General features: G+C 68.5%; 26 protein-coding genes. 8 read left to right on the top strand and 18 right to left on the bottom strand.

The genetic code is table 11. The annotated features are described in order from the left end of the window. The first annotated feature begins 197 nt into the window (after positions 1-197). Complete coding sequence (locus tag ACFRAH_RS04215; protein WP_377989668.1) at positions 198-1,418, top strand: glycosyltransferase family 9 protein; 1,221 nt, start codon at positions 198-200, stop codon at positions 1,416-1,418. Here ACFRAH_RS04215 and ACFRAH_RS04210 read toward each other — a convergent pair. Genes ACFRAH_RS04210 through ACFRAH_RS04180 form a run of 7 tightly spaced genes read right to left on the bottom strand, consistent with a single transcriptional unit; the run spans position 1,384 to position 8,234 of the window. Further along, positions 1,384-2,085 (bottom strand): SDR family oxidoreductase, encoded by a 702-nt coding sequence (locus ACFRAH_RS04210; RefSeq protein WP_377989667.1) that lies wholly within the window; start codon positions 2,083-2,085, stop codon positions 1,384-1,386. The genes ACFRAH_RS04215 and ACFRAH_RS04210 overlap by 35 nt on opposite strands. 46 nt (positions 2,086-2,131) lie before the next feature. After that, positions 2,132-3,493: a PfkB family carbohydrate kinase gene (locus ACFRAH_RS04205; RefSeq protein ID WP_377989666.1), complete on the bottom strand. Its 1,362-nt coding sequence runs from the start codon at positions 3,491-3,493 to the stop codon at positions 2,132-2,134. Further along, the gene (locus ACFRAH_RS04200; protein ID WP_377989665.1) at positions 3,490-4,236 is read right to left on the bottom strand and encodes an SIS domain-containing protein; all 747 of its coding nucleotides are present in this window, start codon (positions 4,234-4,236) and stop codon (positions 3,490-3,492) included. Before ACFRAH_RS04200 ends, ACFRAH_RS04205 begins: the two co-directional genes overlap by 4 nt. Beyond that, complete coding sequence (locus ACFRAH_RS04195; RefSeq protein ID WP_377989664.1) at positions 4,233-5,486, bottom strand: glycosyltransferase; 1,254 nt, start codon at positions 5,484-5,486, stop codon at positions 4,233-4,235. The genes ACFRAH_RS04200 and ACFRAH_RS04195 overlap by 4 nt, the downstream gene beginning before the upstream one ends. Next, positions 5,483-6,583, bottom strand: coding sequence for a glycosyltransferase (locus ACFRAH_RS04190; protein WP_377989663.1), 1,101 nt, complete (start codon positions 6,581-6,583; stop codon positions 5,483-5,485). The genes ACFRAH_RS04195 and ACFRAH_RS04190 overlap by 4 nt, the downstream gene beginning before the upstream one ends. Then, complete coding sequence (locus ACFRAH_RS04185; protein WP_377989662.1) at positions 6,580-7,656, bottom strand: glycosyltransferase family 9 protein; 1,077 nt, start codon at positions 7,654-7,656, stop codon at positions 6,580-6,582. Before ACFRAH_RS04185 ends, ACFRAH_RS04190 begins: the two co-directional genes overlap by 4 nt. Continuing rightward, positions 7,653-8,234 (bottom strand): D-glycero-alpha-D-manno-heptose-1,7-bisphosphate 7-phosphatase, encoded by a 582-nt coding sequence (locus ACFRAH_RS04180; protein ID WP_377989661.1) that lies wholly within the window; start codon positions 8,232-8,234, stop codon positions 7,653-7,655. The genes ACFRAH_RS04185 and ACFRAH_RS04180 overlap by 4 nt, the downstream gene beginning before the upstream one ends. Before the next feature lie 115 nt (positions 8,235-8,349). On the opposite strand from ACFRAH_RS04180, the gene ACFRAH_RS04175 reads away from it, so the two are divergent. Beyond that, entirely contained in the window at positions 8,350-9,294 is a 945-nt protein-coding gene (locus ACFRAH_RS04175) for a glycosyltransferase family 9 protein (RefSeq protein WP_377989660.1), read from the top strand. Here the strand turns inward: ACFRAH_RS04175 and ACFRAH_RS04170 are convergent. Beyond that, positions 9,189-10,127 (bottom strand): sigma-70 family RNA polymerase sigma factor, encoded by a 939-nt coding sequence (locus ACFRAH_RS04170; RefSeq protein ID WP_377989659.1) that lies wholly within the window; start codon positions 10,125-10,127, stop codon positions 9,189-9,191. The two genes, ACFRAH_RS04175 and ACFRAH_RS04170, sit on opposite strands and share 106 nt — an antisense overlap. Positions 10,128-10,311: 184 nt before the next feature. Between ACFRAH_RS04170 and ACFRAH_RS04165 the strand changes: the two genes are divergently transcribed. Continuing rightward, on the top strand, positions 10,312-11,376 hold the full coding sequence (locus ACFRAH_RS04165) for an NAD-dependent epimerase/dehydratase family protein (RefSeq protein WP_377989658.1): 1,065 nt from the start codon (positions 10,312-10,314) through the stop codon (positions 11,374-11,376). Between the two features lie 27 nt (positions 11,377-11,403). On the opposite strand, the gene ACFRAH_RS04160 is transcribed toward ACFRAH_RS04165, so the two are convergent. Then, entirely contained in the window at positions 11,404-11,967 is a 564-nt protein-coding gene (locus tag ACFRAH_RS04160) for a hypothetical protein (protein ID WP_377989657.1), read from the bottom strand. A 205-nt stretch (positions 11,968-12,172) separates the two neighbouring features. Here ACFRAH_RS04160 and ACFRAH_RS04155 point away from each other — a divergent pair, with 205 nt between their 5' ends. Together ACFRAH_RS04155 and ACFRAH_RS04150 are read left to right on the top strand one after the other, a co-directional pair. Next, positions 12,173-12,400, top strand: coding sequence for a hypothetical protein (locus ACFRAH_RS04155; RefSeq protein ID WP_377989656.1), 228 nt, complete (start codon positions 12,173-12,175; stop codon positions 12,398-12,400). Between the two features lie 85 nt (positions 12,401-12,485). After that, the gene (locus tag ACFRAH_RS04150; RefSeq protein WP_377989655.1) at positions 12,486-13,649 is read left to right on the top strand and encodes a YihY/virulence factor BrkB family protein; all 1,164 of its coding nucleotides are present in this window, start codon (positions 12,486-12,488) and stop codon (positions 13,647-13,649) included. A 10-nt stretch (positions 13,650-13,659) separates the two neighbouring features. Here ACFRAH_RS04150 and ACFRAH_RS04145 read toward each other — a convergent pair whose 3' ends face one another. The 6 genes from ACFRAH_RS04145 to ACFRAH_RS04120 form a co-directional block, all read right to left on the bottom strand. Next, positions 13,660-14,415 (bottom strand): glycosyltransferase, encoded by a 756-nt coding sequence (locus ACFRAH_RS04145; RefSeq protein WP_377989654.1) that lies wholly within the window; start codon positions 14,413-14,415, stop codon positions 13,660-13,662. Continuing rightward, positions 14,402-15,775: a PIG-L family deacetylase gene (locus tag ACFRAH_RS04140; RefSeq protein ID WP_377989653.1), complete on the bottom strand. Its 1,374-nt coding sequence runs from the start codon at positions 15,773-15,775 to the stop codon at positions 14,402-14,404. The genes ACFRAH_RS04145 and ACFRAH_RS04140 overlap by 14 nt, the downstream gene beginning before the upstream one ends. Continuing rightward, the gene (locus ACFRAH_RS04135) at positions 15,769-16,971 is read right to left on the bottom strand and encodes a hypothetical protein (RefSeq protein ID WP_377989652.1); all 1,203 of its coding nucleotides are present in this window, start codon (positions 16,969-16,971) and stop codon (positions 15,769-15,771) included. The genes ACFRAH_RS04140 and ACFRAH_RS04135 overlap by 7 nt, the downstream gene beginning before the upstream one ends. A 42-nt stretch (positions 16,972-17,013) precedes the next feature. Beyond that, positions 17,014-17,493 carry a Dps family protein gene (locus ACFRAH_RS04130; protein ID WP_377989651.1) on the bottom strand — a complete coding sequence of 160 codons (480 nt, stop codon included), beginning with the start codon at positions 17,491-17,493 and terminating at the stop codon, positions 17,014-17,016. 104 nt (positions 17,494-17,597) lie between these two features. Continuing rightward, a complete protein-coding gene (gene lepB / locus ACFRAH_RS04125; RefSeq protein WP_377989807.1) occupies positions 17,598-18,059 on the bottom strand; it encodes a signal peptidase I in 462 nt (153 codons plus the stop codon). Between the two features lie 92 nt (positions 18,060-18,151). After that, positions 18,152-19,756: a multicopper oxidase family protein gene (locus ACFRAH_RS04120; RefSeq protein WP_377989650.1), complete on the bottom strand. Its 1,605-nt coding sequence runs from the start codon at positions 19,754-19,756 to the stop codon at positions 18,152-18,154. Between the two features lie 359 nt (positions 19,757-20,115). Between ACFRAH_RS04120 and ACFRAH_RS04115 the strand changes: the two genes are divergently transcribed. After that, complete coding sequence (locus ACFRAH_RS04115) at positions 20,116-22,272, top strand: FG-GAP-like repeat-containing protein (protein ID WP_377989649.1); 2,157 nt, start codon at positions 20,116-20,118, stop codon at positions 22,270-22,272. A gap of 99 nt (positions 22,273-22,371) precedes the next feature. Here ACFRAH_RS04115 and ACFRAH_RS04110 read toward each other — a convergent pair whose 3' ends face one another. Continuing rightward, entirely contained in the window at positions 22,372-23,049 is a 678-nt protein-coding gene (locus tag ACFRAH_RS04110) for an O-methyltransferase (protein WP_377989648.1), read from the bottom strand. Positions 23,050-23,118: 69 nt separating this feature from the next. Continuing rightward, on the bottom strand, positions 23,119-23,466 hold the full coding sequence (locus ACFRAH_RS04105) for an MTH1187 family thiamine-binding protein (RefSeq protein WP_377989647.1): 348 nt from the start codon (positions 23,464-23,466) through the stop codon (positions 23,119-23,121). A gap of 112 nt (positions 23,467-23,578) precedes the next feature. Between ACFRAH_RS04105 and ACFRAH_RS04100 the strand changes: the two genes are divergently transcribed. Both ACFRAH_RS04100 and ACFRAH_RS04095 read left to right on the top strand, forming a co-directional pair. Then, a complete protein-coding gene (locus ACFRAH_RS04100; RefSeq protein ID WP_377989646.1) occupies positions 23,579-24,229 on the top strand; it encodes a TetR/AcrR family transcriptional regulator in 651 nt (216 codons plus the stop codon). 104 nt (positions 24,230-24,333) lie between these two features. Then, complete coding sequence (locus ACFRAH_RS04095) at positions 24,334-24,558, top strand: hypothetical protein (RefSeq protein ID WP_377989645.1); 225 nt, start codon at positions 24,334-24,336, stop codon at positions 24,556-24,558. Positions 24,559-24,577: 19 nt separating this feature from the next. On the opposite strand, the gene ACFRAH_RS04090 is transcribed toward ACFRAH_RS04095, so the two are convergent. After that, positions 24,578-25,231, bottom strand: coding sequence for an SIS domain-containing protein (locus ACFRAH_RS04090; protein WP_377989644.1), 654 nt, complete (start codon positions 25,229-25,231; stop codon positions 24,578-24,580). Between the last annotated feature and the right edge of the window lie 70 nt (positions 25,232-25,301).

The following is a 25,301-nucleotide window of genomic DNA, read 5'->3' as shown; positions in this document are numbered from 1 at the left end:
TCCTCACGGTGGATTGGCCTGTGCCGGGGTGGCATTTCACCCCTCTCTGAGGTGATCCGTACCCGGGCGCCGCCGGGTTTACACACGCCGGCAGCGGGAGTTTTCCGAGCTGGCACTACAGGGCCGGTGCACCGTAGGGTAGGCCCCACCAAACCCGTCCCGACCTGCACGATCCGGAGCCGAGGGGGGCTCACACCATGGAACTCTTCAACGCCGACTTCGGCGGGGCACGCATCACCGGACATGGAATCGGCCCGGTCCTGGAAGCCTTCGGCGGCGTCTCGCGGATAGCGGTTCTCCGGGGCGGCGGCCTGGGCGACCTGATGTACGTCCTGCCCGCCGTCGCGGCCCTGAAGGCCGCCTACCCGGGAGCCACTGTCACCCTGCTGTGCACGCCGGTCCAGGCGGAGCTGCTGTCGCAGACCGTGGGGCCGGTGGATGAGACGGTGATCCTGCCGTTTGCCGAAGGCGTCCGCCCCGGACCGGAGGACCGCGGTGAAGCAGAGCGGTTCTTCGCGGAAATGCGCACCAGGAACTTTGACCTGGCCGTCCAGCTGCACGGCGGCGGCCGGTACTCAAATCCCTTCCTGCTCCGCCTCGGAGCCCGCCACACTGTGGGCACAAGAACCCCGGACGCGGCGCCACTGGAACGGACCGTGCCCTACGTGTACTACCAGCACGAGCCGCTGCGGGCCCTCGAGGTGGCGGGCTTCGCCGGCGCCCCTCCCCGTGAGCTCGAGGCCAGGCTTGAGCCGCTGCCGGAGCTCAGGCAACAGCTTGCGCAGGACCTGGCTTTGGATATTGGCGCGTCCCGGAACCACCGCGTGCTGGTGATCCATCCCGGGGCGACCGATCCGCGCCGCCGCTGGCCGGGCGAACGTTTCGGCGCGGTGGCCCGGAGGGCGGCCGCCGACGGCTTCCGGGTTTACGTGGTGGGTGACAGCAGCGAAAAGGAACTGGCGGAAGCCGTGGTGGAGCTCGCCGTCGGGCATTCCGCTGACGGCACACAATCCGCTGACGGACCACCGGCCGAACCGAATGCAGCCCGGCCAACCGTGGAATCACTGGCCGGCAAACTCAGCCTCGGCGAGCTCGCGGCACTACTGGCGGGCAGCAGCGTGGTGGTGGCGAACGACAGCGGACCCCGGCACCTGGCCCAGGCCCTGGGCACGCCCACCGTGGGCGTCTACTGGGCCGGCAATGCCCTCAACGCCGCACCGCTGGGCCGCAGCCTCCACCGGATCCGCCTCGGCTGGGTCACCCGCTGCCCGGTGTGCGGCGTGGACGTCACGCAGGTCGGGTGGACGGCCCCACGGTGCCCGCATGACGAGTCCACCGTGAAGGCCGTCGAACCCTCAGAGGTCTACGAGGACGTCCTCCAACTCACGGCCACGAGCCCTCTTCTTCATGGCAGATGAGCATTTCACGGACCTCGCAGCCCGCGGGCTGGGACAGTGCGAACAGAATCGCCTGGGCCACGCTGCCGGGATCGTTCAGGCGTGAGTCGTCCTGCGGCTTGTACTGCTCGGCGCGGTCGTCGAAGAACCGCGTTTTCATGCCGCCGGGAATCATGGTGGTCACGCCGATTTCGCCGCCCGTTTCAGCTGCCAGCGAGTGGCTGAAACCCACCACGCCAAACTTTGAGGCGCAGTAGGCCGTGGCCTCCGGCAGTGCCCGTTTGCCGAGCGTGGACGCGATGGTGACCACCCGGCCCCGGGATGCCTTCAGGTACGGCAGGGCCGCCCGGACGACCGACACCGTGCCCATCAGGTTCACGCCGATCACGCGTTCCCACTCCTCCGCGGCGACGTCCTCCAGCTTGCCGCAGCGGTCGATTCCGGCCGCCGTGACCACGGCGTCAAGCCCGTCAAGGGTTTCCGCGGCCTGCTTCACCGCCTCGGTCACCGCAATGCGGTCCGAGACATCCACCTCGAAGGCCTTCGCCGCGGAGACGTTCCGGATGTCCCGGTCCAGCACCACCGGCGTTCCGCCGGCTTTCAGCACGGCATCGACGACGGCGGCCCCCAGTCCGGAGGCGCCGCCGGTTACCAGGACCCGGCCGGGCCGGGGAGTCGAGTCAGTCATGGTGTTCCTTTCGCTTGGGACAAAATTCGAGACTTAGGTTTGCGGTTCAGCTGACCTTCGCCAGGGCGTCCGCGAGGACGGACGTGGACCGCGCCTGGTGGAACGGCACCGTCACGCAGCGCCCACCCCAGCTTTCGATCAGGCCGGCCTCGGGAAGATCCGACGCGCGGTAGTCGCCGCCCTTCACCCAGACGTCCGGCCGCAGCGATTCCAGGCAGGCCTCCGGGGTGTCCTCCCCGAAAACCAGGACCGCATCCACACACGCCAGTGCCAACAGCAGTTCCGCCCGGTCCTGCTGGCCCACGATGGGCCGCTGCTCCCCCTTGATCCGGCGCACCGACTCGTCCGAGTTCAGGCACACGATCAGGCAGTCGCCAAGGTCCCTGGCGGCCGCCAGCGTCCGGGCGTGGCCGGCGTGCAGCAGGTCGAAGCAGCCCCCGGTGGCCACGACGGTTCCGCCGTTGGCGCGGACCCGCCGGGCAAGGTCCAGGGCGTCCTCTTCATGGCTGTGGTGCCAGACGGGCCTGTGCCGGTCCGGCAGGGAAGCCACTCCCCCGGCGCCGAGGAAGGCGGCCGCTTCGCTGATCGCAAGTTCCGCGGCCCCGTCCAGGCTGCGGCCTGCCCCCAGGTGGACGGCGAGGCTGGCCGCGAGCCGGTCTCCGGCGCCGCAGGGATCGGTGACCTCGGTACGGGGCGCCGGGATGGTCATGGGTGGAGCGTGGCGCTGGGACAGCAGGCCTCCCTGCTCCCCCATGGTCACCAGGACCGCCTGGCTTTGCCAGTTGTCCAGCAGTGTTTTGCCGACGGCGGCAATCGCCGCAGGCGTTCCGGTGCCGGCTTCCGCGGCTTTGGCAGCCTCGGAAAGGTTCGGGGTCACCACCGTGACGCCGGGCACCGGGACGGCGCCGGACGGGTGCGGATCCCACACGATCGGTATCTCGGCGGCACGGGCCTCGAGCACCCCGCGGATCTCCGGATTCGCGGCGACGCCCCTGCCATAGTCGGCCACAATGATCACCTCGGCCTGGTTCAGAGCCCGGAGCATGCCCGCGGTGGCCGCCGGCACCTCCGGCCTCTCGCATCCCTCGTCCACCCGCACCACCGGATGCCGGCCCGCGCGGACCCGGGTCTTCACAGGCGTCCTCGCGCGGGAGGGCCCGGACACCACCCGCACACCGGCGAGCGCGCCTTCCAATGCCAAGGAGGCGTCGTCGTCGGAAAGCACCGTCACCAGGGTGACGGGATGGCCGTCCTGGACCAGCATCCGGGCCACGAGCCCGGCGCCGCCTGCACGGCGGCGGACGTCTGCGACGTCCACCACCGGCACCGGGGCGTCGGGGCACAGCCGGGTTGCTTCCCCCGAAAGGTCCACGTCCAGCAAAACGTCGCCCACCACTGTGATTCTCATCCGCGATCGGCCTCCGGCCCCGGAACGCCCCGGCCCCTGCGGGCCACCTCGGCTTCGAAGGCGCGGCAAATGGCGTGCAGCGCAATCAGGTGCCCCTCCTGCGCATTGGCCGAGACGGCGTCGATGGCCACGGCATCATCGCAGCAGGACGCCAGCGGGTTGGGCGCCGGCCCGGTCAGTGCCCACGTGGTCACGTTCAGCCTGGCCGCCGCCTCGGCTGCCCGGAGCAGGTTGGGGCTCTGGCCGCTCGTGGACAGCAGCACGAGGATGTCCCCCGAACGGCCGTGGGCACGGACCTGCCGGGCAAAGAGCTCTGCGTAGCCGTAGTCGTTGGCGATGGCCGTGACGGCCGAACTTTCCGCGTGCAGGGAGATCGCGGAGAAAGGCATCCGCTCGCCGTCGAACCTTCCCACGAGTTCCGCGGTCAGGTGCTGCGCCTCGGCCGCGGACCCGCCGTTCCCTGCGGCAAGGAGCTTCTGCCCGCTCAGCAGGCGCTGGGCCAGTTCCACGCCCCAGGCTGTCAGCGTGTCGGCTTGGCTTTCCAGGGACCGCAGGGCGGGAAGGACGTTCTCCAGGTGCGCCCGCACGGCCTCCCGCGAGCCGGCCCCGGCATCCTTCCCGCCCGTGTCCGGAGCCGAGTCGGTGTCCGGAGCGGACAGCTGGTCCGCAGAGGAAAGGCCGGGCCGCATGCCAACCCGGTGCATCGCAGGAAGCTCAGCTTCCCGAAGGGATTCCGGAGTCACAGCGCAGCTCCTTCCATCGGTTCCAGGGTGCCGGCTTCCGCGGGGCCGGCGATCGCCAGCTGGTAGGCCCTTTCCGTTTCGGCGGCGACCCTGCTCCAGGAGTAGCGGGCCTTCGCCCGCTGCTCCCCGGCCCGGCCGAGTTTCGTGCGAAGGTCCGGGCTGGCCAGCAGGGTGCCGAGGGCTTCGGCGATGGCTTCGGGGTCCTTCGGGGGCACGTGGAGCCCGGTGCCGCCGTCCACCACGGTGTCCGTCAGGCCGCCTACCGCAGAGGCAACCACCGGAACGCCGCAGGCCATGGCCTCCAGGGGAACGATGCCGAACGGCTCGTACCAGGGCGTGCACACCACGGCATCCGCGCTGCGGAAGATGCCGGGCATGGCGTCCCTGGGCACCTGGCCCCGGAGTTCCACCTGGTCTGCCACGCCGAGCTTCCGGGCGAGGTCCAGCAGCCTGCGCGCTTCCGGATCGTGCCCGCCGGCGTCCGCCCCGCCGCCCACGATGAGCAGCTCGACGTCGTCGAACCCGGCCTGCAGCAGATGCGGCAGTGCGCGGATCACCAGGTCCACGCCCTTGCGCGGAACCAGACGTCCCACGGAAAGGATCCTGTGGGATCGGGAGCGGGCGTCGGCCGGGCCGTCACTGCAGAAGAGGTCCAGGTCCACCCCGCAGGGGGCAATGGAAACCCTGCGCGTGTCTATCCCCATCGCCCGAAGCTCGAACACCTCATCGGAGCAGGTGGCCACGATCCGGTCAACCGACCGGCCCACGGACGGTTCGAGGAAGCGCCGCTCGGCGGGGCTGGTATCGGCGGCGCCCTGGTGGCGGCGCTTGACCGTGCCCAGCGCATGGAAGGTCTGCACCACGGGGACCCGGAAGCCGCCCGGCCCGCGGCGTGCGGCGTCCAGGGCGGCCACCCCGGACATCCAGAAGTGGCCGTGCACCACGTGCGGCGGCGAGTCGCCCCAGTCCTGGACCACCCCATCCGCCAGTGCGCCCATGAAAGGGAGCAGTTCGTCCTTTGGCACGTGTTCGGCCGGCCCTGCGTCCACGTGCACCACCTCGAGCCCGGGATGCACGCGCACCCTGGGAGGCAGCCCGGACGAGTCACGCCTCGTGTAAACAGTCACGCGGTGGCCCCTCCGGGCCAGTGCCGCCGAAAGGGCGGCCACGTGGACGTTCTGGCCGCCCGCATCCACTCCGCCAAGCGCTGCCAAAGGACTGGCGTGTTCCGAAATCATTGAGATCTTCAATGGGTATTCCCTTCTCGCGCCGCGGACAGGGCATCCGGTCCGGACCCCTTCAAAGCTGCATCCCCCGGTGCCACCCCTTCCGTAAACTCCCCCCTCGTGCTGCCGGCCCGCTCCGGTTCGGGATATGCCGCCCCTGCCGGCGCCAGGTCCGCCAGCACCTCGTCCCAGTCCGCCAGGAAACGCTCCAGCCCGTACCGCTCCAGCGCGGCCTCCCGCGCGGCCTTGCCCCGCCGTCGTGCCTCCTCGGGATCGTTGACCAGCAGCCGTGCACACCGGCGCAGTTCCTCCACGTCGGTAGAGATGCAGCCCGCCTCCGCCGGGACGGCGCGTGCCGCCTCGGTGGTGGCCAGTGCCAGGACCGGCATGCCGAGGTGCATTGCCTCCAGCAAGGCCAGCCCCAGCGAGGTCCAGCGGAGCGGATGCAGATATGCCCGGCAGCGGGCCAGTTCCCGGTGGAGTTCAGCGGTTTTCAGGTCACCCCGCACGGTGAGGCGGGGCGCCGGAATGCCTGTGGCCTCCGCCAGCCCGCCGCCGCCCATCCCGAAGACCCGCAGCGGGGCTGCGGCGGCGAAACGCGGCAGCAGGTCGGTGCCGGTCACGCGTCCCCGGCGTACCGGTTCATTCACCACTACGCCCAGCTCCGGGACCTCACCCGTGTAGAGGTAACCGGGGTCCGCGATGCCGTGCTCGATCACCTTGGTCGGCGCGCGGCCGCTGTCCCAGAACAGCTCGTTGAAGTGCGTCACGTGCACGATCGGGATGTCGCGCTGCTCCCCGAGCGGATGGACGGTGAAGGGAACATCGCCCTTGGGCGTGTTGTGTTCCACATACACGGCGGGAAGGTCGACGCCGGGCCGCCGGCCCAGGACGCGGGTCACCTCCGCTGGTTCCTCCGGGCGCTGGAGCACGACGGCGTCCATGCTGCCGGCGTCCAGCTCCGCCAACGCGACCTCCCGCACGGAAGCGGGCCAGTCCCGGCCCGCCCGGCCCAGTCCCCAGGGCCCGCCGCCGGGCAGGACCGGAAGCAGGTACTCGTGCCGGCCGCGGACAAAGGCGTCCGTCCACGAGCCGTGCACGTGCCACAGCAAAATCCTCATAGTTTCCGGACCTTTCTCCGTGTGCTGAGCGAGGAAACCCCGCGCAGCAGGCGTTCGACCGCGTCCACCACCTGCTCCGGCGAAACGGAGCTGAGGCAGGGATGGCCCGGTACCGGACAGACGCGGGCACGGCTGAGCCGGCACGGCGCGTTCTGGTCGCCGAGCAGTTCCAGCGGGACGCCGTACGGCGCCCACCGCACTGCCGGGACGACCGGGGAAAACAGGCTCACCACAGGGGTTCCGACGGCCGCAGCGAGATGCGCGGGTCCGGTGTTTCCGCTGACCACCACATCGGCACCGGTGAGGACACCGGACAGGGTGGAAAGGTCTGTCCGTCCGCCCAGGTCGATGGCGGAGGGGCCGGCGACCGTTGCCGTGAGGGCGGCTTCACCCGGGCTGCCGGTCACCACAACCCTGTGGCCGGCACCCTCCAGCAGTTCCACGGCCGCCGCATGGTGCAGGGGCGGCCAGGCCCGGGCAGGCACCGTGGCGCCGGGATGGACCACAACGTAGGGCCCGTCCCCCACCAGGTGCCGGACACCGGGTGGCTCCTTGACCATGAGCTTTCCGTCGTCGCCGGTCCTGAGCCGGAAACCTGCCGCCTGGGCGATGCCCAGCGCCCGCACGGCTTCCGGCTGCTCCTCCGGAAAATCCTCGCCCGGCTTCAGCCTGACATCCAGGAGCGATCCCGGGTAGTCGGTGGAAGCCCCGGTGATGCGCTCCACGCCGGCCAGCCGCAGGAGCAGCGCCAGCGGAAGCGGCGACTGGTGAAACGACGTGAGGATGACCGCTTCAGTGATGCGCGAATTCCGGACAAAGCCAATCAGCGGGTCCAGGTGCGGTCCGGTGACCGGCGGAGCCGGGTTGCTGATCCACGGGGCATCCCAGGCAAAAACGTCGGCGACGCCGGGCAGCAGTGAGGCTGCAGACTGGCCCTGCGGTCCGCAAAGCACGACGACGTCATTGGGGCTCCCGCCGTCGGCCCGCCGCCCGTTCGCCACGGCCCGGACTGCGGGGCCGGCCAGGAGGACGTCGCCCACGCTGTCCAACCGGGCCACGAGGACCCTGCTCATACCGGTCCCCAAAGCGCTGCTTTCCTAAGCGCTGATTCCCGAAATTCTTGTTCCCGGAACAACAGCGCAACGGCCTGCTCGAGGTCGGCGGCAACCTCGGGGGCGGCCTCAACTTCCTCGGCGCGGGTGTGCGGTGTGGGAACCAGAACACCCCGGGCACCGGCGGCCGCGGCCGCCTCGACGTCGCTGCCGATGTCACCGATGAACGCCGCCTCTGACGGGTCGATGCCGAGCCGCCGGCAAGCGCTGTGGATCATGCCGGGCGCCGGCTTCCGGCACAGGCAGCCGTCGCCGGCTCCGTGCGGGCAGACCTCCCAGACGTCGAAGGGCCCCAGGAGGTCCTCCACCCGCGCGTTCACGCTGTTCACGTCCTCCACCGTCAGGAGGCCGCGGGCAATGCCCGACTGGTTGCTCAGGACCCCGGTGGCCAGGCCCATGCCGCGCAGCCCGTCGAGGGCTTTCCGCGCGCCAGGGCAGGGCTGCACCTTCTGCGGGTCGCCGTTGTACGGCACGTCAACCACGAGCGTTCCGTCCCGGTCGAACAGCACGGCCTTGAGCGTAGAAGCGTTACTTGCCATACCCCCTCCGTTCCCCGGACAGCAGACACCTAAACAACAGCCTGCTTACTTCTTCTCGGCTAGACTCCTCGACAGGCGACCCCCCAGGGCCTGCCCGAGGAGGAGAAGGACGGCAGTGGAAGCACGGAACGGCAAGCCCGAACAACCTGTCCTGCTGGTCCTGCGTGCACTAAAGCTTGGCGACCTGCTGGTTGCTGTGCCGGCGCTTCGTGCCCTGCACCGCGCTTATCCGGAACACCGCCTTCTCTACGCGGCGCAGGGCTGGCTGGAAGACGCGCTGGAGCTTGTGGGCGGGTACGAACTGCTTCCTACCCATGGCCTGGACGTTCCGATTCCCATCGAGGCAGGCAAGGTGGACATCGCGGTGAACCTGCACGGCAGCGGACCCGAAAGCGAGGCCCGGCTCGCCGCCGTCCGGCCCAGGACGACCATCGGCCACCGGACCCCGGAACGGCCGGGCCCGTCGTGGGTGGAGGACATCCATGAGCGGGAGCGCTGGACCAGGCTGCTGCAGTGGCACGGCATCGACGCGGAACCGGGCGATTTCCGGCTCCTCCCGCCTGCCGTTGCGAGTCCCTGCCCCGGCGCCACGGTACTGCACGTGGGGGCCGCGTACGGCAGCCGGCTGTGGCCCGAGGACCGCTTTGCCGAAGTGGCCCGCACGCTCGCGGAGGATGGGCACCAGGTGGTGTTCACTGGCAGCACGGGGGAACGGCCGCGGGCGCTGGACGTGGCACGGCTGGCCGGCCTTCCCGAAACGCAGGTCCTTGCGGGCCGGCTGCGGCTGGCCGAATTCATGGCCGCCATCACGGAAGCCCGGCTTGTGGTGTCGGCGGACACCGGCGCGGCGCATCTCGCCTCTGCCTACTCGCGGCCTTCAGTGGTGCTTTTCGGCCCGGCCCCGGCCGAAGTCTGGGGACCGCCCCCGGGACCGCACATAGTGCTGACGGACGCTCAGGCCCGCCGCGGCGACACCTTCGCGGCCACCCCTGACCCGGCCCTGCTGGCCGTCACGGTGGAGGATGTCCTGTCGGCTGTCGGGCGGCTCCGGCTGGCCTGATCCGCTCCGGTCCTGCCAGTGCCGGTCCTGCCGGTTCCCGTACTGCCGGTGACCGCATCCCCGTTGCGGACCTCCTCATCGAGCAGCCGGCGCTGCAGGCACACGAGGATCCGGGACAGGCGCCGGGACACCTGCATCTGGGAAATGCCAAAGCGCCTGCCCAGCTCCACCTGGGTCTCTTCCCGGAAGTAGCGCCGGTACAGCATCTCCCGGTCGTCAGGATCCAGTTCCTGGATGGCCTCGTTGAGGCAGACGAGCTCCTCGAGGTGCTCTATCGGCCGGTCCGGCGAGACAAGTCCTTCACCCATCGTCGGTCCACCCCAGGGATCCGGACTGTCCAGCGAGTCGGGATGCATGCTGCTCGCCGCCGCCCGGGCCTCCCGCACGTCGGCGGCGGTCACCCCCAGCTCGGCCGCAAGCTCCTGCTCCGACGGCACGCGGCCCAGCGACTGGGCCATGTCCGGGGCGGTGTGCAGCATCTGCGTCCGGACGTCCTGGACCCGCCGTGGCGGCCGCACGGTCCAGCACCGGTCCCGCAAAAAGCGCTTGAGTTCCCCGCTGATGGTGGGCGCGGCGTAGGCCGGGAAACTTTCGCCTTTCTCCTGATCGAAGCCGCGGGCAGCCTTGACCAGCCCCAGATAAGCCACCTGGACCAGGTCTGAACGCTCCCTCCCGCGGGCTGCATACCGGGAAGCGAGCGACTCCGCCAGGTCCAGGTAATTGAGCACCAGCTGGTTCTCGAAGGCGTCATGCAGCCGCCCCGCGGGAGGCCCATGCTGGGGCGCCGCGTGGGCGGAGCAGGTCGCGGAGTAAGAAGGCGGGGTATCTGGCATTGTCGTGGGTTCCTTCGATCGGGAGGTCGAGAAAGCCTGCGGCAAGACTTAGAAGTAGGAAATCATAAGCCTGCTTATTACACAATGGTCCCGAAGCTATACGCTCGGAAGAAGTACCACGGTTACGGCCCGTCGTCGGGCCGCCTGACCAGACCGTTCCACGGCAACAGACGGAGGGCATTTCATGCGTATCGCGATCACGGGCGCCAGCGGCAATGCGGGAACGGCCCTGCTGCGCAGGCTCCAGGAGGCCGGGCACGAATACCCGGGCGGCCTGGAACTGGTGGGCGTCAGCCGCCGCGCCCCGGACAGCACACGGCCACCCTACGCCGGCGTCCAGTGGCACACGCTGGATGTGGGTGCCGATGATGCCGCACAGAACCTGGCCAAGGCCTTTGCCGGCGCGGACGCGGTGGTGCATCTGGCCTGGCAGATCCAGCCGAACAGGGACCTGCCCCAGTTGCACCGCACCAACGTCACCGGCACTGCCAACATGCTGGCCGCCGCCCGGGAAGCCGGCGTAGGCCATGTGGTGTGCGCCTCCTCGGTCGGCGCCTACAGCAGGTCACCGAAGGACCGCCGCGTGGACGAATCCTGGCCCGCCGGAGGCATGGCGGGCTCGCACTACAGCCGGCACAAGGCGGAGCAGGAGAGGCTCCTGGACAGGTTCATGGCGGACAACCCCGCCATCGCCGTGGCCAGGCTGCGCCCCGGCCTCATCTTCCAAGCCAAGGCCGGCAGCGAGATCGGCCGGTACTTCCTCGGATGGGTCCACCCGAGGTTCGTCCCGCGCCGGCCGGCGCTGCCAATACTGCCGATTCCCGAGGAACTGGTCTTTCAGGCGGTGCATGCCGACGACGTCGCCGACGCCTACTGGCGCGTCCTCGAGCACGGGGCCGGCGGAGCGTTCAATGTGGCGGCCGAGCCGGTGGTCACGCCACAGAACCTGGCCAGGCTGTTTTCCGCCAGGCGGATCCTTCCAGTCCCGCTCCGCGCACTGCACGCCTTCGTCGGCGCCACCTGGCGGCTGCGCCTTCAGCAGACAGACTCGGGATGGGTGGAGATGGCGGCCGGCGCGCCGATCATGGACACCCGGCGGATCCGGGACGAGCTGGGCTGGGAACCGCGCACGCCGTCACTGGAAGCCATCCGCGAAGTAATTGATGGCATGGGTAAAGGCGCAGGCGTCCCGGCGTCCCCACCCCTCAAACCCCGGCGCAGCCTCCTGGCCCTCATCCGCCGGAGTTAAAAGCCCGACGACGGCCGGCTCGCGGCCCTACTCGCGCGGGGTATTCCTCCGGGTCGCGTCCGTCGTGTCAGCATCCGAGCGGCGGGCATCGACGTCCCGCGCGTCTGCATCGCGTGTCTCAGCGTTACGCGCATCGTCGTTTCGCGCCTCGGCGGTCCGGGCGTCAGCATCCCCGGCGTCGGCAGCCCGGACGTCGTTCCGCCCGGCATCCATCTGCGTATCGTCGCGCCGGTTGCCATCAGCGTCCACGTCGGGGTCCAGCGCGTCCGCCTTGTACTGGTGCTTCTCAGCATCCGTCCGGAACTCCTGCGCGGCCGACTGGCGGCTCTCGGCTTCCTGGCGGAGCCGCGCGGCTTCAACCTGCGCCTTTTCGGCGTCGGCCTTGGCGTGCATGGCGCGGGCTTCGTTTTCACGCGCCTCAAGATCCGCGTTTTCCGCTTTCCGGCGGATCTCGGCCGCATGCTGGCGGTTCTGCTCATCGCGCTTCTGCCGGAACGCCTCGCGGCGCCTGCGGCTGGACATCAGAAGCACCAACACGAGCGCGATGACGACAATTACAACGACGATCCAAATCCAGGCACTTGGGTCCACTGCGGATCCACCTCTCTCTTTTCCAGTACGTCACTATCCGGCAGGGGCTCAGCCGCCCCCTCCCGGTCTTTGGCTTCCGGAGCGGGCGGCCGGTTGAACTAGCGGCAGTCGGGGTACTTACTATCTAATAGTAATCATGCTTACTATTTATGGCGAGTGATTGCCGGTGCACGCGGCAGTCCGACATGTTGGAGAGGGATCAGTCATGACGGAGAACCAACAGCCACAGGATGCAGGCATTCCCCTGCCTGATGACGCCGGCCCGGCCCAGGAGCCGAACCCGCTGGATTCTGCCCAGCTGGCGGAAAGCCCGCAGTCGGATACCGGAATTGCGGACGATCCGCTGGGTGGCAAGCAACCCGCCGACGATCCCCTGGGCAGTGATCCGCTCACGCTCGACCGCCGGAACCCACCCAGGGCGCCCGGACGGTAAGCGCCGGCCCCGCGAGCCCGCCCCCCTGATAGCGGCAGGACGCCCACCCCGGAACACGTCCCTCCCGCGAACGAAAGGATGCCTCATGGCGACGAAAGAAGCCCCGGAAACCAGCACAGCAAAGGCGGCCAGCGCGCCTGCCCCGGATGACGCCCGAAAGCCGGACAGCCCCACGGACGTGGACAAGCCGTCGTGGAAGTACATAGCCCGCAAGACCCTGCGAGAATTCACTGCCGACCAATGCCCGGACCTCGCCGCCGGGCTTACCTACTACGCGATCTTTTCGATGTTCCCCGCACTGCTCGCCCTCGTTTCGCTGCTCGGGATCTTCGGCCAGGCCGAAAAGACGACGGCGGCACTCCTGGAAATCGTCCAGGGCGTAGCTCCGGGTCAGGCAGTGGAAACGATCCGTGATCCGATCCAGGAACTGACCACCTCTCCTGCGGCCGGATTTACCCTTGTCATCGGCCTCGCGGCGGCGATCTGGTCCGCCTCCGGGTATGTGACCGCCTTTGGCCGGGCCATGAACCGGATTTATGAAATAGATGAGGGCCGCGGCTTCGTAAAGCTCCGCGGCACCATGCTCGCGGTCACGGTGGTCTCGCTGATCATCGTTGCGCTGCTTGCAGCAATGCTGGTCATCAGCGGCCCGGTGGCCGAATCCATCGGCAACGTCCTGGGCCTGGGAGGAGCGGTCCTGACGGTGTGGAACATCGCCAAATGGCCCGTCATCGTGGCACTGGTCATTGTGGTCATTGCCATCCTCTACTACGCCACCCCGAACATCCGCCAGCCAAAGTTCCGCTGGATGAGCCTTGGTTCGCTGATCGCGCTGCTCATCTTCGTGGTGGCCTCGGTGGGCTTTGGCTTCTACGTGGGGAATTTCAGCAACTACAACAAGACCTACGGAGCGATCGGCGGCGTGATCGTCATGCTCCTGTGGCTCTGGATCCTGAACATGTCGCTGCTTTTTGGTGCCGAGTTCGACGCCGAGATGGAACGGGGCAGGCAGTTGCAGGCAGGCATTGAAGCCGAGGAAACGCTCCAGCTTCCGCCGCGCGACACCAAGAAGAGCGACAAGCTCCAGGAGAAGGAAGAGGAAGACGTCCGGCTGGGGCGCGAACTGCGCGAGAAGTACAGCGAGCAGGGCGGCGGCCAAGACGGCGACGGCCAGGACACGAAGGGCACGGGCGGAAGTGACCGTCACGGCAGCGACCGGCACAGCAGGGACCGGAACCGCAACAGCTAGCCGGCGGTTTTCAGCTGCTCCGGAGGGCCGCGGCCGTCTCCACGCCCAGGGCACGGAGATAAGCACCAAACCCGTGGGGTGCGCGGGCAACGGTCCGTCCGGAGGTCAGCACACGAGTGCTGTCCGTGGCGGTGACGGCGAAGCCACGTCTGCGCAGCTGTTCCACGAGGGCACGGTCCTCGGAGGAGCAGAGCGGCGGAAATCCGCCGGCCTGGCGGTACGCCGAGGCACGCACGCCGAGGTTGGCGCCGTAGACATTCGTGTGCCGTTCCTCCACCGGATGCCGGAGGCGCCAGCTCCGGAGCAGCTCCGGGTCCATGCCTGCGGAGTCCGGTTCCACGGAACCCAGCACCACATCCCAGCCGGCGTCCGCGAAGTGCAGTTGCCGGACGAGCCAGCTCTCCGGAACCCGGGAATCGGCGTCGGTATTTGCCAGCCAGGTTGTTTCGAGACGGCCGTTGCCGAGGTCCAGAAGGGCTGCCGCGGCTCCCGCTGCCCTGCTGGCTCCGGCGTTCCGGAACTGCCGGCGCAGGACCCTCACCCCCGTATGGGACACGGCGAAGCGGTCCGCGATTTCCGCCGAACGGTCGGTGCAGTGGTCCAGGACGATCGTGGTTCCCGTGGCCACCGGGGGCAGCTGCTGGGCCAGCGCCTCAGTCGCGGCGCGGACCGCGGAAAGGGCGGCCCCAAGGTGGTGCTCCTCGTCATGGACCGGCATCACCACCTCAACCCGGGTGATGACCGGCCGGGACCTAGCCGGCGTCACGCGCTGGTCCCGGCGCAATGAAGGTTTCGAGCACAAAGTCGCGCTCCCGGTAAAAGCTGGCCGACGGCCACCGCAGGTGGCTCCGTGCCAGCGCGTGGACGGCGTCGCCGTCGAGCTCCCAGCCGGAAACCGGATGCCTCCAATGGCAGAGCAGCAGTGTTCCGCCCGGCGCGAGGGACGTGGAGATACGGGTGAACAGCTCCTCCAGTTCGGCGGGTGCAAGGTAGTAACCCATCTCGGAGAGCACGATCAGGTCAAAGCTGCCGTCCGGCCACTGTTCCGGAAGGGTGAGCTGCCGGGCTTCAGCGCCCGGGTATCGGGCGAGCCGTTCGGCGGCCCGGGCCACGGCCGTACCGCTGGCATCCACGGCCAGGAGCCGCCCGCAGCGCTTTGCCAGTTCCTCGCCCAAGGTGCCGATCGAGCAGCCGGCCTCCAGTCCGGCGTCGTACTTCTGTTCAGGGAGGGCGGCGAGGGTCAGGCTGCGTTTGCGCTGCTCATACCAGCTGTCCTGGTACCTCCACGGGTCCTCTGCGCTGCGGTGCAGGGCGTCAAAGACGGCCTCGGCGTCCCGGGCCCTTCGCCTTCCGGTGACCGGAGGCCGCCAGGCGAAGACCTCAAAGGGCCGGGAGAAGTGCGCCAGGAACTGCTTTGACAGCAGTGCCTCGTCGCCCGGCTGGTCAGAGAGCGGCAGCAGCTGCGAGGCGTGGGCGCCAAGGGCTGCGCGCTTGGCCTCCCGTTCACCCGGGCTCAGGGGCAGCCTGGTCCAGCTCCGCCAGGCCGTGTCCTCCGGCGTGGCCCACAGCCAGTACCAGATGGGGTATTCCAGAAGCCCGTGGCCTCCGGCTGCGGCCGCCTCCGCCGCCACGGCCCCCAGGGTGTCGTGGTCGATGTGCCCGTCACCGCGGTAAGGGGCAACAATGACCAGCCCGCCGTCGGGTGTGCTGCGGTGGCTGATCAGGTCCGCCAGGTTTTCGGCAATGACTGCGCGGTGCCGGGCCAGCCCGCTGTCCGGGAGGCCCAGGAACTGCCAATGGTCCGCCAGCCCGAACGCCGCCATGGCAGCCGCGAACTCCTCCCGGCGGACGGCGGCAAGCTGCGCCGGCGTCGTGGTGGGCGAACCTGGATGGGACGCCTCCCCCGCTGAACACAGCAGCACCTCGACGTCCGCGCCGGCGGACACCAGCCGCGCAAGCAGGCCTCCGGCTCCAAGGGATTCGTCGTCCGGATGGGCAACCAGGACCACGAACCCCATCCCAGCCAGCTCAGCCGGATCCAGCGGGAGTTCGCCGATCGTGTCCAGGCCGCTGCCTGCCCAGGCCTCCTCGTCCGTGCCCGCATCCGCGTGCGAGAACGTCACCACGCGTGCTCGCCCGTGAGGGTCAGTGCACCCAACTGGGCGTCGTCACGTGTGGCGTGGTGCTGCCGCACGTAGAGCGACAGGTCCGCCATGCACTTGCCGTACCGTTCGTCGAAGGCCAGGGGGCCGGGTCCCAGGTTTTGGCTCACCAGGAGCTGGACGCGTTCGACGGCGGCAGCAACAGTTCCGCGGACACGGAGCGCCTCGCTCCACGCACCAACGGCCCCGCCGCCGTTGGGTTCGGCCCCGCCGCTGGCCGGCTGCGGCGCGGCATCCACGGCATCGGCTGCGCGGGCGAGGTACTGGAGGGTCGAAGCCAGGATCCGGTCCACTTCGCCCAAGGCTGCGAGCGCCACCTGGTCGGGCTCGCGCTGGGACCTGGCTCCGCGCAGGAGCGCGGCTTCGAAGTGGCGGCCGAGCGCCACGGCGCCGCCCAACCAGCATGCGGCAACGCCCATGCCGCCCCAGGCAAAGCCGGGGCGCTGGAAGTACCAGCCGTCACCTCCGAGCGGCACGGCAGGAACCCGGTCGAAGTGGACTGTGCCGCTGGGGATCTCGCGCAGTCCGCGGCTGGTCCACTCCGGCACGTCGCAGGTGACGCCGGCGGCCCGGAGATCGACGGTGAAGGCGGCCCTGCCGGTCCCGGTGTGCGCAGTCACAACGGCGTGGTCCACGAACTGCGCCAGCGAGCACCAGGGCTTGGAGCCGCTCAGCTGCACGTCGCCCGGAGTTTTGCCGGGTTCTGCCTCGCCCTGTTCAGGACCCTGTTCAGTGGCCGGTTCAGTGACCGGTTCAGCCGTCAGCCTGGTGCCGGGGGCTTCGGCTGCGTAGACGCCCCACGATCCCTTGAACGTTTCCGAAGTTCCCGCCTGGGACAGGATGGCGCCGGCATCAAGGTGCGGCTCCAGGACCCTGGCGGCAGCCACGTCCACCGCCGCGACTGATGCCAGCAACTCCCATAAACGGGCAGTCCGCCCGCCACCGGGCATCGGCGCCGAACGGCCGGCCTGCTGGGCGATGGCCAGGAGGGCAGGGACGTCCCCCACAGCCGAAGCAACCCTGTCCAGCAGCTGCTCGATGTTCAGTACCGATTCCGCGTCCAGCACAGATTCGGCGTCAGGGACAGGTTCGATGGCGGCCTTCCGGGCGGGCGGGGGGCTGAAGCGGACGGGCTGCCACTGGCGGTGCGGTGTGTTCATGCCGCATCCGCCGAAAGTCGGGGGCAACGGGTCATGGCCGCGCTACCCCTGTTCCGGTTCGGTGACCGACGCCGAGGCTGGCATCACTTCCGCGTTCACCATCCAGGCCAGCTGCTCCAGCCGGGTGATGGCCTCGTGCAGGAGGTCCGCGCTGGTGGGATCTTCTTCATCCACGTCATCGTGGACGTCGCGCATGGTCTTGACCGTCTGTTCCAGCCTCGCGGTGATGAGCTTGACGGTGTCCTTGGTGATGGTCAGGCCGGCAGGATACTGGTCCAGCCGGGTGCCGGACGAGACGGTGGCACTCCGGCCGTCCGGAAGCGCGTGGAGCGACCTCATGCGCTCGGCAGTCTGGTCGGCGAGCAGGCGGGCGCTGTCCACGATTTCATCCAGCTGCAGGTGCAGGTCCCGGAAGTTGGTGCCCACCAGGTTCCAGTGCGCCTGCTTGCCCTGAACGTGCAGCTCGATCAGGTCGGTGAGGACCTTCTGGAGATTGCTGGCCAGAGTCTCGGATGCTTTCATGTCTTCCTCCGCTGCCGTCACCGATGCATGGTCATGCCTGGCCGGCCGGGCAGCCCGCCAGGATGATTCCCAGCATACTTATCTTTTGGGCAGTCACATCCCCCTCACCGGCCGATGGGCCACAGCACCGTTGCCTGCAGCGATTCCACAGGCACGCTCCCGTAGGTCCGTGAATCGATGGAGCCGGCCCGGTTGTCACCGAGGACGAAGACGTGGCCGGCCGGCACCGTGACCGGACCAAAGTAGGTACCGTCGATGCGGCTGTGGTCGATCCCGGGCTCGGCTTGCGGAACCCCGTCCACCACCAGCACCGAATCCTCGATGGCAACACTCTGGCCTGCGAAGGCAATGGCGCGCTTGACCGCCGGGTTACCGTCCTCCGGGCTGGTGAACACAACGAGGTCTCCGGCCTTGACGGCCCCCAGCGCCGGTCCCGGCTTGAACATCAGCACAGTGCTGCCCTTGGGCAGGGCCGGTTCCATGCTTTCGGAGCTGACCGTTACCAGCTCCATCAGCCACAGCCGGGAGGCGAGCAGAGCGGCGGCCAGCAGCACCGCCGTCGTAATTGTCCTCCCCCGAAAACCCTGCCGGACGGAGCCGGCAGGGTTCCCGGAGACTGCGGGGCCGGCCCGGGGTTTCGGATCCGCCCTGTGCGCCGCTAGCCGTCCCATTGGGGCAGCGCCGCCGTCATGGGGTCGTTGGGATCATTGTCGTTTTCCTTCAGCCCCACCCGGAACTGGACCATCATGTCGTGGTCCTCGTGGGGCAGGTTGTGGCAGTGCACCATGTAGCGTCCGCGGTGCGGGCCGAACTTCATCAGCAGGCGGACCGTCTCACCCTCACCCACGTAGACCACGTCCTTGGGCCCGAGTTCCTGGGGAAACGGCGCCTTGCCGTTGCGGCTCAGGACCTTGAAATCCACCAGGTGGATGTGGACGGGGTGGAACCAGCCGCCGGACTTGTTCTCGATCTCCCACACTTCGACGCCGTCCAGGTCGACTTCTGCGGCGACCTTCTTGTAACCGCTGGCGATGACGTCCTGCCAGCTGTCGTCGTCGATGGTCCACATGTTGGTGGTGTCGTTCCGCTTGACCCGGAACCTCCGGACCCTGGTGGCCTGCTTCTCGGTCATCGCCATGACCTCGTTCGCGGGCGCCAGCTGCGTGGGCACCGTGTTCCAGGTCGGGTCCCCGGTGTTGACCGGCTCGTCCGTGACGTCGAAGGCCATGACCTTGTTGGTGAAGTCGTAGTCAACATTGTTCGGGTTGGACAGGTTGCGCAGCTCGATCCGCTGGCCGGTCTTGTACTTGCGGAAGTCGATGAGCACCTCGTAGCGCTCCGCCCCGCCATGCCGGTAGTTGGCCACCTTCTGCGCTGTGGGCACCAGGCCGCCGTCGGTGCCCACGATGATCAGCGGATCCCCCGTGCTCAGCGTCAGCCGCAGCGAGCGGGAGATGCTGCAGTTCAGGACCCGGAAACGGTAGATCCGCTTCTGCACCTTCATGACCGGCCACGGCTTGCCGTTGACCAGGATGACATCCCCCCAGAGGCCCGAGTGGGTGTTGTCGTCATAGCCCAGGGCGCCGTTCGCGGCGAACATCGCGTCGGAAATCAGGAGCGGCACGTCGAAGTCGCCCTGCGGGAGCAGCTGCCGTTCCATCGGATCGTGCATGTGGTACTGGGCCGCCAGGCCCGAGTAGGCATTCTGTGCGGTGAAGTGCACACCGTGGTCGTGGTACCAGAGCGTCCGGGCGGGCTGGAAGTTCGGGTAGTGGTAGTCCTTGAAGAAGCCGGGATGCGTGACGTCGCTCGCGTAGCCGTCGTACTGGGGCAGCGAGGCGGAGCCGTGCAGGTGCGTGGACGTGGCGAGCACATGCCCATCGTTCGGATGTGTTGCCGGGAGCTGGTTCCGGACCCGGACCACTGCCTTGGTGCCCTGGTCGAGGCTGATGGTCGGGCCGGGGAAAATGCCGTTGTAGCCCAGGATCGGAGTCTGGAGCCGCGGCAGGATGGACGCCATGGCTGCCCTCTCGGTCACCGTGTAGTAGTTGACGGGCCGGCCGTCGGCAGGGTCCACCTCCGTCCTGTCGGGTGCCAGCACCGGCGGCTTCACGAACGCGGACTGGAACGGTTTGGGCATCTCTGCGCTGCTCAGCCGGCTGGCGGACTTGGCCTCCACCTCGCCCCGCGGGAGCGAAAGGGCACCCGCACCAACAACACCGAGGCCACCCAGCAGCAGTACATTTCGTCTGGACACGGTCATAACCGGGCCTCCTTTCGAGTGGGATGAGACCGAATGGGGATGGTTCGAGGATGTCCCGGGCTACTTGGAAAAAGCCGGACCGGGCTGGGAGCCATGGGGGATGTGAGGGAGCACCCCCAATTGGGCCCCCTCAAATCGATGGTCTAATTCGGCAGCACCCCCCGCAGTCCGCGGAATGCCGGACCGCCGCAGGGGGACGAAACGCCAACTTGGGGCCGTGCCGGCACCGCTCCCCACCGGCTAAATCCGACCTTTGCCCAAGGTGCGGCGTCCACTGTTGACGCAGTTGGGAACGCACCTCCCGGCTTGGCCTTGAAGGTACTGGGGGCCATAAATCGAGTGTCCAAAAAGGAGTTACCATGTCCTCGCATTCCGCGATGAGGCCTTTAGTGCCTGACGGAGCCAAGGGCTCCGGGCCAGCGCACCGCAGGCCCTCCACCACCGCCGGGCGTCTTGCCCCGGCCGTTGCCGGCGCCCTGCTCGCCGCCGCCCTGTCACCCCTCGGCGCTGTTCCCGCTCACGCGGAAACTGCCGGGATGGGACCCGTCGACCCCGCAAACGGGTTCCCCACCTGGTTTTCAGACGGTAATGTCCGGCTGCAGTTCTGCTACCAGGGAGGGCAAGGCTGCCTCTCTGAGCCGCCCGACCCAAGCGCGCCGGCGTCCTACCCGGACAACTTCCCGGACGAGGCATTCTGGTTTGGGGCCGAGGCTTCGGCCGGCAACCTGCGCCTTTATGAGGCCGCCCTCGAAGGAGCTCACGCCAACGGACCCGTGGTCGACGGCGACCAGATGGGCTTCGGCCGGCTCCGGTTCCGCCTCAACGGCCTGACGCCTAATGCCAGCTACACCATCACCCACCCGTACGGCGTCCACACCTTTACGGCGGACGCCACCGGCATCATCAACCAGACCCTGGACCAGGGCGTCTGCGCTCCGTCTCCCACCGCCGCGTGCGACTGGGCCGGCGTCGGCGCCGCCTTCCTGGGGGACTTTGGCAGGGGCACCACGGCAACCTTCCTCCGCCAGGAGGGTGCTGCACCCGGTACCCTCGGCGACATCAATACCGCGCGCAAGGTCACGGGGGCCCCCTCGGGCAACAACTTCGTGAGCGTCGTGGGACCGAATGCCGGCGGGCCCGGGGTCAACACCCTCACCGTGGACACCTTCACGGTCCAGGGCCTGATCGCGACGGATTCCGTTGGCGGGCCCAATACGCCTGACCTGCCGGCAGCCAGCGACAGCGGCCGCTCCAGCACCGACAACATCACGAAGATCAACGCGCCCACCATCACGGGCACGCTGCCGGCGGGAACCACTGGTCCTGTGCAGCTCATTGTCGACGGCGGCGCTCCCCGGGCTGCCACCCTCACCGGCTCCACTTACTCCCTGAAGCTGACCCCGCTGGCCAACGGCTCCCACTCCGTGCAGGCTGTTGCCGGCGGACAGAATTCCGGGACGCTCAGGTTCACCGTGGACACGGTGGCACCGCCGGTGTCGATCGTGAGCCCGTTCCCGTCCTCGCCCAGCCTGGACAGCTCCCCGACGCTGAGTTTCACGAGCAGTGATGCGGGCGCCCGGTTCGAATGCCAGCTGCAGCCGACCAACACGATCTGGGATCCCACCTGCGCCTCACCGAAGACGTGGGACGCACAGGTCAGCGGCACGTACAACTTCATGGTCCGCGCCACGGACGTCGCCGGCAACGTCAGCCCGCTGGCCAGCCGCACCGTGCAGATCGGCACCACTGCCACAGCTCCGTACCGCAAGGTGGAGGACTTCAACGGTGACGGCCGTCCGGACGTCGTGTCCCGCGACTCCTCCGGGAACCTCTGGCTCTACCGCGGCAACGGAACCGGCGGCTTCCTCGCCCGGACCAAGATCGGCGCAGGCTGGAACTCGATGACCTCGATCGTCAGCACCGGCGACTTCAACAACGACCGCAAGGCCGACATCGTGGCCAGGTCCTCCACCGGCCTGCTGTACCTGTACAAGGGCAATGGTATCGGCGGCTTCTCCAGCCGCGTCCAGATCGGTTCGGGCTGGAACTCCTTCACGGCCATCACCGCGGCCGGGGACGTCAACGGTGACCGCAAGGCTGACATGGTTGTCCGCGACAGTGCCGGCAGGCTTTACGCCTACCTCGGCGTCGGCAACGGCGGCCTTTCCGGACGGATCCTGATCGGCAGCAGCTGGAACAGCCAGAACACCATCCTGGGCGCCGATTTCAACGGTGACGCCAAGCCGGACATCGTCTCCCGGGACGCTGCAGGCAGTCTCTGGCTCTACCGTGGCGACGGCGCCGGCGGGTTCGTCCCCCGGGTCCAGATCGGTGCCGGCTGGGGCGGCTTCAGCTCCCTGGTGGCCCCCGGCGACTTCAACCGGGACGGCAGGCAGGACATCCTGGCCCGTGACGCCCGCGGGAACCTGCTCCTCTACCGCGGCAACGGTTCCACCGGATTCCTGGGCAAGGCCGTCGTCGGCGCCGGCTGGAACACGATGAGTTCCATCCAGTAGTTCCCTGCAGGTAAGAAGCGCCCAGCAAGAAGAGCACCGCCCGCGTACAGCCAGTACGCGGGCGGTGCTTCGCTGTGGGGCGTGACTAACGGACCACTGCTAACGGACAACGGCGAGCGCGAAGCCGTCCCAGCCCTTGGAGCCCACGGTCTGGATGACCGTGGCGTCCAGCCTGCTGTCCTCCCCCATCATCTTCAGGGCGCCGATGATTCCGGGGGCGTTGACTTCATCCATGGAGGGGTCCAGCGCCACGCCCTCCCACACCACGTTGTCCATCACGATGCAGGTTCCGGCCCTCCCCAGCCGTACGGCCCAGTCCAGGTACTGCGGGTTGTTTTCCTTGTCCGCATCGATGAAGACGAAGTCGAACGGGGCTGCCCCCTCGGCTTCGAGGGCGGCGAGCGTGTCCAGTGCGGCGCCTGTCCGGATCTCCACTTTGTGGCCGACGCCGGCCGCATCCACGTTCGCCCGGGCCACCTCGGCGTGTTTCTGGAGGTATTCGCACGTCACCAGCTGCCCGTCGTCGGGCATTCCCTGGGCCATCCAGATGGTGCTGAAGCCTGCCAGGGTGCCGATCTCCAGCACCCGGCGGGCACCTGACGCCGCCACCAGCAGCTTCAACAGCTTTCCGGCGTTCGGGGTCACCTCGATCGGCGGCATCCCGGCCTCTTCGGCGGACCTGACGGCGCGCTGGACGGCATCGTCGGGATGGACGACGACGTCGGACAGGTACTCTTCCACGGCCGCCCACTCAGGCCTCGGCTTGTGCTCAAACATGCGCACAGTCTTCCAGCAAGCTCCCGGCCCGGCTAGGCTCCCCGGTCAGCCGCCGTCGGCCTTGCCTCTTTAGGCGCCGTTGGCCGGGGTACCGCCCAGGGCACCCTCCAGGCGCTCGACCTTCGCCGTGAGCTCGCCGGAGTAGCCGGGCCGGATGTCGGCCTTGATCACCAGCGATACCCTGCTGCCGAACTTGCCCACGGCCTCTGTGGCGCGCCTGACGACGTCGAACACTTCGTCCCACTCACCCTCGATGGTGGTGAACATCGAGTCGGTCTTATTGGGGAGCCCGGAGTCCCGGACAACCGTGACGGCGGCAGCCACGGCGTCATGCACGGAGGCGTCCCCGGCCCCCGCCGCGGCGTAGGCGGGATCAGCGGGAATTCCGGAGGGGGCGACTGAGAATGCAAGCAACATGGGTCCAGTCTGACACGGCGGAATCCGCGGCCCTGAACGTGTGCTGTGTCATATTCGGTGCTACCAACCGGTAACGGAGTCAGGCTGACACAGCGTTGCTAACCTTGGTTCCATGAACCTCGCAGTAGAGCGCAAGCCACTTCGTGCCGACGCTGCACGCAACGTGGACAAGATCATCAATGCCGCCCGCGAGTGTTTCCGGCAGTACGGCCCGGATGTTCCGCTGCAGACCATTGCCGCGACGGCGGGAGTGGGGCCGGCGACGCTGTTCCGGAATTTCTCGGACAAGGAACAGCTGGTCCTGGCAGCCCTGAACCGCCAGCTCCGGCTCAATGTGGACCCGGTGATCGACGTTGCCCTGGCGGGCACCGATGCGGCCGAGGGCCTGTTCCGGGTCATCGACGCCGTCATGACCGCGGCCAGCGACAACGCCAACCTGCTCGGCGCCGTGGCCGGCAGGCGGGATCTGCTCACCGGCATTACCGGAAGCCTGATTGAGTCTGTCGGTGTCCTCCTGGACCGCGGCCAGGATCAGGGCACCCTGCGCCTGGACATCTCGCTGACGGACATGGTGCGGCTCCTGGCAATGCTGATCGGCGTGGTGGACACCATGGAACCGGGCTCCGATGCCTGGCGCCGGCCGGCGGCACTTGTCGAAGACGCGATCCGCGCCGAACGGCCCACCAGGGTGCTGCCTCCGCAGGTGCCGCTCCCGTCGGCGCAGTTCGACCAGGCTGTTCCGCACGCCGCCCCTGCACAGTAAGCTGGGCACACCGGTGGGTTAGGAAGTCAGCCTCGGGCAGTTCCATATACGGAGCACACCATGTCATTCCTTGCAGGTGTTCAATTCAGACCGGCCGTGGCATCATGAACCGCTCACAGCTCGCGCACTTCATGAAGCATTCAACGGATCCTGAAATCACATTGGGCGCGGCCTCCACCGATGAGCTTGGCATCATCGTGGACGCGCTCTACCGGAACCTCGATACGCCGACACCCGTGTTCGGCGCCCAAGACTGGTACGACCTCGCCACCGAAGAGCTCGCACGGCGGTCCGAGGGGGCTTCCCGCGACGCCTACGGCGCAGCCTGAGCCGCTAACGCCTGTGCCGCTAGGGCCGGGCAGACAGCGCGTGCAGGGCCGCGGCCAAGCACTCACTCATGGCCTGCAGCGCGATCAGCTGCGCTTCACGCACCTGGGGCTTGGCAGAGTTGATGCAAATCGCTTCATCTGCGGCCTGGGCCAGCGGGTTCGGAGCTGCTCCGGTGACAGCCCACACGGCAGCCCCGGCGGAACGCGCAGCAGCCGTGGCTTCCAGCAGGGCACGCCTGTGCCCGCTGGCGGAGACCACCAGGAGAACGTCGTCGGAACGGATGTGGGCCCGCACCAGGCTGGCGGCCTCCTCCGCGTGCCCCTGCGCAATTTCGACGGCACTGACGGGCGCAGCGCCTGCTGACATTCCGGGCCGCAGGGCGATGACGGAGAACGGCTGGCGCTCGGCCGCGTGGCGCCCCAGCAGTTCCGCCGTGAATTGCTGCACTTCCGCCGCCGAACCGGCGCTTCCGGCCGTGACCAGGCGGTTCCCGGCAAGCAGGCGGCGGGCCAGTTCCTCACCCCAGTTGGCCAGGCGTGTGGACTCATTTCGCAGCGACGCTACCGCAGGGCCAACCTGCCGCAGATGCTCGAGGACAATGTCCACCGGGGCTTTGTTTTCGAATGGCGCGTCCGTGGCGCGGGTACGGGACAGTCTGCTGACGGCCTTCATTTGTACAACTCCTCTTCATTTAGAGCATACAACCGCGGTGACCTGCGTCACCCAAAAGCCCCGTCACCAC

This window comes from Arthrobacter sp. NPDC056727 (assembly GCF_042790555.1).
Lineage (GTDB): Bacteria > Actinomycetota > Actinomycetes > Actinomycetales > Micrococcaceae > Arthrobacter.
Note: the sequence above shows the minus strand (reverse complement) of the source record. Positions and strands in the feature narration are given on the sequence as shown.

Excerpts from the sequence above, each read along its gene's own strand:
- ACFRAH_RS04105 (WP_377989647.1), bottom strand. The coding sequence starts at position 23,466 with ATGTTGCTTGCATTCTCAGTCGCCCCCTCCGGAATTCCCGCTGATCCC.
- ACFRAH_RS04185 (WP_377989662.1), bottom strand. The coding sequence starts at position 7,656 with ATGAGCAGGGTCCTCGTGGCCCGGTTGGACAGCGTGGGCGACGTCCTC.
- ACFRAH_RS04090 (WP_377989644.1), bottom strand. The coding sequence starts at position 25,231 with ATGAAGGCCGTCAGCAGACTGTCCCGTACCCGCGCCACGGACGCGCCA.
- ACFRAH_RS04170 (WP_377989659.1), bottom strand. The coding sequence starts at position 10,127 with ATGCCAGATACCCCGCCTTCTTACTCCGCGACCTGCTCCGCCCACGCG.
- ACFRAH_RS04215 (WP_377989668.1), top strand. The coding sequence starts at position 198 with ATGGAACTCTTCAACGCCGACTTCGGCGGGGCACGCATCACCGGACAT.
- ACFRAH_RS04130 (WP_377989651.1), bottom strand. The coding sequence starts at position 17,493 with ATGAAAGCATCCGAGACTCTGGCCAGCAATCTCCAGAAGGTCCTCACC.
- ACFRAH_RS04150 (WP_377989655.1), top strand. The coding sequence starts at position 12,486 with ATGGCGACGAAAGAAGCCCCGGAAACCAGCACAGCAAAGGCGGCCAGC.
- ACFRAH_RS04165 (WP_377989658.1), top strand. The coding sequence starts at position 10,312 with ATGCGTATCGCGATCACGGGCGCCAGCGGCAATGCGGGAACGGCCCTG.
- ACFRAH_RS04095 (WP_377989645.1), top strand. The coding sequence starts at position 24,334 with ATGAACCGCTCACAGCTCGCGCACTTCATGAAGCATTCAACGGATCCT.
- ACFRAH_RS04120 (WP_377989650.1), bottom strand. The coding sequence starts at position 19,756 with ATGACCGTGTCCAGACGAAATGTACTGCTGCTGGGTGGCCTCGGTGTT.
- ACFRAH_RS04110 (WP_377989648.1), bottom strand. The coding sequence starts at position 23,049 with ATGTTTGAGCACAAGCCGAGGCCTGAGTGGGCGGCCGTGGAAGAGTAC.
- ACFRAH_RS04180 (WP_377989661.1), bottom strand. The coding sequence starts at position 8,234 with ATGGCAAGTAACGCTTCTACGCTCAAGGCCGTGCTGTTCGACCGGGAC.
- ACFRAH_RS04155 (WP_377989656.1), top strand. The coding sequence starts at position 12,173 with ATGACGGAGAACCAACAGCCACAGGATGCAGGCATTCCCCTGCCTGAT.
- ACFRAH_RS04115 (WP_377989649.1), top strand. The coding sequence starts at position 20,116 with ATGTCCTCGCATTCCGCGATGAGGCCTTTAGTGCCTGACGGAGCCAAG.
- ACFRAH_RS04210 (WP_377989667.1), bottom strand. The coding sequence starts at position 2,085 with ATGACTGACTCGACTCCCCGGCCCGGCCGGGTCCTGGTAACCGGCGGC.
- ACFRAH_RS04100 (WP_377989646.1), top strand. The coding sequence starts at position 23,579 with ATGAACCTCGCAGTAGAGCGCAAGCCACTTCGTGCCGACGCTGCACGC.
- ACFRAH_RS04190 (WP_377989663.1), bottom strand. The coding sequence starts at position 6,583 with ATGAGGATTTTGCTGTGGCACGTGCACGGCTCGTGGACGGACGCCTTT.
- ACFRAH_RS04135 (WP_377989652.1), bottom strand. The coding sequence starts at position 16,971 with ATGAACACACCGCACCGCCAGTGGCAGCCCGTCCGCTTCAGCCCCCCG.
- ACFRAH_RS04205 (WP_377989666.1), bottom strand. The coding sequence starts at position 3,493 with ATGAGAATCACAGTGGTGGGCGACGTTTTGCTGGACGTGGACCTTTCG.